General features: G+C 60.0%; 6 protein-coding genes and 1 tRNA gene. 2 read left to right on the forward strand and 5 right to left on the reverse strand.

Annotated elements, in window-relative coordinates; translation table 11 throughout:
* Positions 1–309: 309 nt before the first annotated feature.
* The 4 genes from R6U20_RS01860 to R6U20_RS01875 all read right to left on the reverse strand — a co-directional run bounded on the left by R6U20_RS01860 (position 310) and on the right by R6U20_RS01875 (position 4,840).
* Positions 310–1,317 (reverse strand): type IV toxin-antitoxin system AbiEi family antitoxin, encoded by a 1,008-nt coding sequence (locus R6U20_RS01860; protein ID WP_410336173.1) that lies wholly within the window; start codon positions 1,315–1,317, stop codon positions 310–312.
* Positions 1,318–1,455: 138 nt separating this feature from the next.
* Positions 1,456–1,941: a CIA30 family protein gene (locus tag R6U20_RS01865; protein WP_410336174.1), complete on the reverse strand. Its 486-nt coding sequence runs from the start codon at positions 1,939–1,941 to the stop codon at positions 1,456–1,458.
* 729 nt (positions 1,942–2,670) lie between these two features.
* Positions 2,671–3,897, reverse strand: coding sequence for an aminotransferase class V-fold PLP-dependent enzyme (locus R6U20_RS01870; RefSeq protein WP_410336175.1), 1,227 nt, complete (start codon positions 3,895–3,897; stop codon positions 2,671–2,673).
* Positions 3,851–4,840 (reverse strand): alpha/beta hydrolase, encoded by a 990-nt coding sequence (locus R6U20_RS01875; protein ID WP_410336176.1) that lies wholly within the window; start codon positions 4,838–4,840, stop codon positions 3,851–3,853. Before R6U20_RS01875 ends, R6U20_RS01870 begins: the two co-directional genes overlap by 47 nt.
* Positions 4,841–4,990: 150 nt before the next feature.
* Here R6U20_RS01875 and R6U20_RS01880 point away from each other — a divergent pair.
* A tRNA-Arg gene (locus R6U20_RS01880) sits at positions 4,991–5,063 on the forward strand.
* A gap of 130 nt (positions 5,064–5,193) precedes the next feature.
* The gene (locus R6U20_RS01885; protein WP_410336177.1) at positions 5,194–5,412 is read left to right on the forward strand and encodes a hypothetical protein; all 219 of its coding nucleotides are present in this window, start codon (positions 5,194–5,196) and stop codon (positions 5,410–5,412) included.
* A gap of 447 nt (positions 5,413–5,859) precedes the next feature.
* Here R6U20_RS01885 and R6U20_RS01890 read toward each other — a convergent pair.
* The coding region (locus R6U20_RS01890; protein WP_410336178.1) for a Bax inhibitor-1 family protein at positions 5,860–6,555 on the reverse strand (696 nt) is incomplete at its 5' end.

Below are 6,555 nucleotides of genomic sequence, written 5' to 3' on the forward strand. Positions count from 1 at the left end.
CAGGACGTACGCAGTTGCAGCTTACGAATGTCATCTCGTCGCGAGGCTCTGCCTGTACCTGTTTAGCGGGTTTCAAGCACCGCCCGGGATATCCGCTTCGCTCCTGATCCCGGGCTAAGGGGTCCATAGCCGGGGACCGCTTGCGTCCCCGGCGATCTTTGGAACGAATGCTATCGGCGCTGCACGTGTCCCAGGCTATAAGCCGCTAAACAGATACTCTGCCTCGTGACGCCGTCGTTTAGGGGCTCCGCCCCGTTCACAGGCAGGAAATGACGCCCCTCGGGTCAAGTGCGTAACTCCTAAACGTATTCATCCATCTGCCATCAGGTGCTCATTTAAAATGCGGTTGGCAATGTGCGTGGCCCGACTATCGTCAAGCGTTAACAGATCAGCATACACCAGAAGCGGGGGGACCGTGCGCGCTTTTGTGTCATCCACTGAGGGAGGAGGCGTCCAAAACTGATCGAGGATTTCGACAGGCCCTTCTGGATCAGGCACCATGCGTAGCCCGCGGAGCAGTTTCGTGGTTGGCTCTTCGGTGTATATGGACAGCGACTCGGGGTACAAGTCGTGGGTCAGAGCATCGGCCGCTGCCTCCCCGCCCCAACGTCCCAAGCTGGGGTCGAGATCGATCGCTTTCCAGTCGCGAGCCACGGCCTCGTTCAGAAACCGGAATCGGCCCCGTGTCATCTTGGGTCGCAGTCGCTCTCCGTAAGCTACAGCCCATCGATCCATCAACTCGTCAAGGCGGCGCAACTTGCGTGTTCGCGTATCGATCTTTATCAGATACCTAAGCTCTTCGAGATCAGAAAGCACATACCCAACCGCGCCCCGGGATATGTCCGCCGTATCCGCCATTGTGCGATACGTCGTGTTAACCAATTCATCGTGGTTCAACAGCGCAAAGATGAGCTTGAGCCCCGCTTCATTGAAGGCCCGGTGCTGGCGACGGTGACTGCGGGACGTTGTAGCCTGTCCTTGCACGAAAACAACGAATTGAGAGTGGTCTACACATGCAAGGTAGCAGTTGCCCCCGCTATCCATGTATGACTGGCCTGCATCACGCAAGAGCTTTTGTGCCCCCGATGTAATATGATCTGCCACAAACACGACTCCTGCTCTATCCTGTCCGCCTCTTTGTGCCAGTTCTCGGGCAGCCCCTTCTTTCGTCAGATTCGAGACGATCTGTGCTCGGTATGAGCATACTTTTTCATCGCGCACCGCCGCGTGCAGAATCTGCTCGTCCCCATTCGTCGTGATAGCAATCGACGGGGGCAAGAGGTTACTGAGCGCTTGCGTTGCCTGTCTCAATGCCATCTTGTTTGTCCAATATATTCTTTTGTCCAATTATGTTGGATGGTGGATTATAATGGACAAACGGAGTCATAGATCCGATGCTACCTGAAAACACCTGAAGAGATGATGCTCTTCAGCCGCCGGGCTCCTTGTACGACGCTACAGCGCCGCATACGTCTGGATGCGATGCACATGCAGCACGAAGTCGCCTGCCTGCTTATCCCCAATCAAGAACCCGATTTCGCAGATCGTGGCAGCATCGAACGGAGGCGCATCGGGGCGGGGCTGTCCGCGGCGCATGGGGCGCAACCGGGCAAACGGGAGGTAGTGCGTAGCCAGCTGCGGAGTTGCCCAGAACGGCACGCGATAGCTGATGCGTCCGCCCGGCTCCGTGCGCAGGGTAAGCCGGTAGCGCCGCGGCGGGCCGTGCACGCGAAGCATGATGCCCGGCTGCCCCGAGAGGTCCACAGAGCATGGCGCTTTCGTAGCGGCAAACCCGCCGTTGTTGGCGAGCGAGACGGTGCCGCCAAACTGGATGCCGCCTTCGTCGGAGCGCGTAATGCGGCTGGTTGACCGACCGCCCATCACGTCGTCATTCACGCACGTCCACAGATCGGGAGAGACGATTTGGGAAAGCAAGTGCATAACCGACGGGGTGAGGTACGATTAATCATTGTCGTTCGTGTGCGGCGCGCTGCGCTCATCGGTGCTCTTTTCGCGAGCCCGCAGGCTACGGAGCAGCGAACTGGCCGCAGTATCGGAAAATGATTCTGGCGGGGCTGTTGGCGGCCCCTCCGACCTTCCATCGCCCGACGCTTCTTCGGGGGCTGCCTCAGACCTGGTTTCTTCTGTCTCTGCTATCGCTTCCCCGCTCGGAGCCACAGCACGCTGTGGCTCGCCATCACCTGTTGTATGTTCTGTTGCATCTGATGCTTCCGCTGTTGGATTCGCGGCGGATTCAGCAGGCTCCTCTGCAGGTGGTGTCTCCCTCGCTTCTTCGGGACCCGTCTCGGATTGCAGCGTAGCCTCATCGTCTGCCGCACGTCAAAGTTGAAGCACGACTTAAACCATTGGCGCTCCTCATCAATGAGCGTGATCAGTGCAGTGGAAGCGCCGCATACCTTCGCAACCAGGCTGGTAATGCGGTCAAAGTCTTTTTCAGGAGCGGTGTCCAAGATATGATACCGTCGCAGTGCGGCCTGTCGCTCGCTGGTATTTTCCAGAGCAGGAGATGTGGAGGCCAATGGCATAGATTTTTGTAGCTGTGGCTGTATTCAATAAACAATTTGTCTATAGCTGATGCCTATTGCCGTTCCTTTGCATGCACAAACACATCACGTTCGTTCCATTGGAGATGCAAAGCTGCTGCTTTACTCACGCATTTCGAATCGGAAACCGCTGGTTTAGCGTGGCCCCAAAGCGCTCAATCTCGGCTTCGGTGTTGTAGTAGTGCACCGACGCCCGTACCAGCTTCGGGAGATCCCGCGCCTCGGCATCCAACAACGTAGACGACGGCGGACTCACCGACACGTTGATGCCGTCGGTACGCAGGCGCTGCTGAATGGCGTGGGCGTCGGTACCGCGAATAGCAAAGGTGACGATTCCACACTGCTGCGTGCCCACGTCGTGCACCGTTACACCGCGCTGTGCGCGCAACACCTCGCGCAGTCTTTCAGCCAGGTGATGCACCCGTTCGGCAATGGCATCGAGCCCCCATTCCAGCGCATAATCGACCGCAACGCCCAGCGCAATCTTACCTGACACGTAGCCCTCCCACGTCTCAAAGCGCTTTGCATCGGGGCGGATGCGGTAGCTGGTGGGACTGGTGAGGGTGGCGGCGTGTAGGTCGAGAAGTGGCGGCGTGATACGCTCGATCCAATCGCGCTGCACATACAAGAATCCGGTACCGCGCGGCCCACGCAGGTACTTGCGTCCGGTGGCCGAAAGCATGGTGCAGCCCAGCTCCTCCACATCGAGCGGCAGTTGGCCTGCTGATTGGCACGCATCCAGCAGGTACGGCACGCCCGCCTCCTGGGCCATAGCCCCAACCTTGGCAGCGGGATTCACGAGGCCGCCGTTGGTGGGCACGTGCGTAAGCGCAATGAGGGTCGTGCGGTCGTCAACAGCATCACGCAGGGCGCGCAGGTCGATCTGTCCGTGCGTGTCGGAAGGGATAACCTCGACCTCGGCGCCGGTCTGCTCGGCTACTTGCAGCATCGCAATGTAGTTGCTGGCATACGAGGCTTCGGAGGTGAGGATACAGTCGCCTTCCGAGAAATCCATGCCGTAGAAGGCCATGTCCCACGCCCGCGTCGCATTTTCAACGAGGGCAATCTCCTTCGCCTCCGCCCCAATGAGCTGGGCGATGGCATCGTACGTGTGCTGCAACTGATCTTCGGCGTAGGCGGCGGCTTCGTATCCCCCCAGATGTGCTTCCTGGTTGAGGTGGTCGATCTGCGCATCGAGCACGGGTTGCGGCGGCAGGGCGCTTCCAGCATTGTTGAAGTGCAGGATGTCGGTGCAGCCCGGCGTGTCGGCGCGGGCGCGGTCTACGTCAATCATCGGGCGCGTTTGCATCGTCGAGAAAGTGGTCGATGGCATGCAAGGTGGATTCAGGGCGCTCCCAGTGCGGCAGGAGTCCGCCGGGTACGGCGGTGTGTGTGATGTAGCGCGGGTTGGCCTGCTTCAGCGCCGACAGCCGGTCGAAGCGCTGCACGGTGGGGGCGGGCGTTTCAGGCGTAAGGATGAGCGTGGGCCGGTAGAGGCGCGCGTACACCTCGGTATCGATGTTGCGCTGAAAGAGCGAGCCGTCCACAAAGTGGCGCGGGGCGTAGGGCGCGCCGTAGATGCGAGCGGTCTGGGCACCGTAGTAGACCAGCGCCTCGGGCACCGCCTCCGCATCCTGAAAGACCTGTGCTGCCAGATAGCGCCGCAGCGACGACGGACGCGTCAACCAGAAGTAGGGCAGGGTAAATCCGCCCACGGTGGCAGCCGTTTTGACCGCCAGGCGTCCAAATGGCGAAGGGCCGCGCTTGGCGGAGAGTCCGGTCGGCGCAATGAACACGCAGCGCCGCACCAGCGAGGCGGCCTGCAGGGCCACCGACGCCGCAAACTCGCTGCCCAGCGAGCACGCCACCAGATCGGCAGGTCCCACCGTATCGCTCAGCACCGCGTACAGCACGTCGTGATAGGTCTGCGGCGTATAGCGGCGGCGCGTGCGCTCCGAGCGTCCAAATCCGAGCCAGTCGAGCGCCCACAGCGGACGGTCGGTCGCCTCCGCGTAGTGCTCCACGAGCGGACGCATTTCCATCGGCGAGGCGACCGCGTTGAAGCTGTGCAGAAAGACTATGGGCGTGCCCATACCCGGACGGTGGTACAGGTGCACGCGTCCGTGGGTGGTATCAAGGATGCGCGAATCGAGGTTGAGCGCCGGGTCGAGCGTGTGCGCGGGTGGCAAGCTGCGGTGGTATGCCGTGGTGGCACCCGCCGCTGCAGCCGCACCTACTGCCGTCCATGCCAGCCAGCGCGAAGAAGAGCCATTCATGAGCAAGAAACGCAAACAATCCAAGAAAACAAAGGGATGCGGCTGTACCGGCAACCTCCGACGCAGGGTTCCGTATGCATCGACAAGTCTAAAACAGGAGCGCATGGAGGCCTCAACATGGCCCGTTCCCGATACCCCGCGTCTCTTTCTACCCCTGTAGTTCAACTGGATAGAACACAAGCCTCCTAAGCTTGGAATCCTGGTTCGAGTCCAGGCAGGGGTACTTTACCCAAGAAAGGGACAGGTAAAACCACTTCTAACGCCGTTAACGGGGCATTTAGCCGTTCGTTGCCTGCATTTTACTACGCTGTTGGGTAGGTTGAGTGCGACAAAAACCGCGACAGCCCCCCGTTATGACACTCTCCTACCGACGCCGTAAGCCCGGCATCTATCTACGCATCTCGCACAAGGGCACGCGCCGCTACATCGCCCGCTACATCGCATTGGGCACCAAGGGCAAAGCGTATCAGTGGAGCAAGGCAGAGCCCCACGTCGCATCGACGCAACACGAGCACGAAAGTGTGTTGGAGAAGCTGGACTTCGTTCACGACGCATCGAAGTTGCCGTTTTAGCAGACAGGCACGAAGGCAGATCCGACCCCGTAAAAACATCACGGGCACGCCAGCCCGTCCCCAAACAACAAAAGCGGCAGACCAATTGCGGCCTACCGCTTCAGCGCAATCTACTTAAGATGGAGGAAACAGGTCCAATAGCCCTCTTCTGCGTCCTCTCATGCCCAATCCGGGTGTCGTTGCCAGATCGCTTCTGTACATGACACCGGATCTACGTCGTCAGTCGGCCTGGTGTGAGAGTGGAAGGATGGATGTTGCACTCTTCCAACCGTCCGCACGTCCATACACCAACGACGCATGCGGAGCTGGTGTCATTTAGACATCGGGCCGACGTAAGGCCAAGATACAAAGCCAAAGCCGCTTTCCTCCAGGGCGACCTGCCGCTCGACTGCATCAGACTCACCGTGGCCGTGGAGATGCATAAGCGCACCCCCACGGCGCGCGGTGTTATTCGCCTTGCATAAAGAGCGAGAGGACGTACCAAAAGAGGAGTCCAAGCGAGGCAAACAGCTCCAGCGACGCAGCCACGTAGCGGTCTTCGGGGTAGTGATGCAGCACGTTCGAGGTGTCGTACAGGATCGCAGCGCCTGCAAACACGACCATGCCCACAGCGAAGAAAGTGCCCAGTTCGTATCCGAAGAGCGATCCGCCTACAATGAGCACGAGCGCGCCCACACCGCCCCAGATGAGGAGGCTGCGCAAGAAGGAGAAATCCTTGCGTGTGTAGAACGCAATGAAGGTGAGCCCGAGAAAGCCAAGAAGCGTGACCGAGGCTGCGCTTTCAATGACGCCCGGCGCCATCTGCTGGGCAATGAAGAGCAGCGGCACCAGAATGAGCGCCTGCGCCACCACAAATCCGGCCAGCGCCAGGTACTGTGTGCCCAGATCTTGCGCCTGATGCGCAGCGCGGCTGGCGAGCCAGTTAATCAGGATAAACCCGCCCATGGGAATGAGCCAGCTTATGCTGAGCATGCCGCTGGCGATGGGCTCGGCCAGCCCCAGCGAGAAGAGTCCGTATAGTACGGCCACACAGCCGACCACGGCGCTGGCCAGGTGCAGGTAGGTGCGCGTAATGAACGTAGCGCGGGTGTCTACATCAGCCATAGCAACGGCCGAGGAAGACGCCCAGTCGGGGTATTCGGT

Origin of the sequence: Longimonas sp. (assembly GCF_046498435.1) — a bacterium.
Taxonomy (GTDB): domain Bacteria; phylum Bacteroidota; class Rhodothermia; order Rhodothermales; family Salinibacteraceae; genus Longimonas.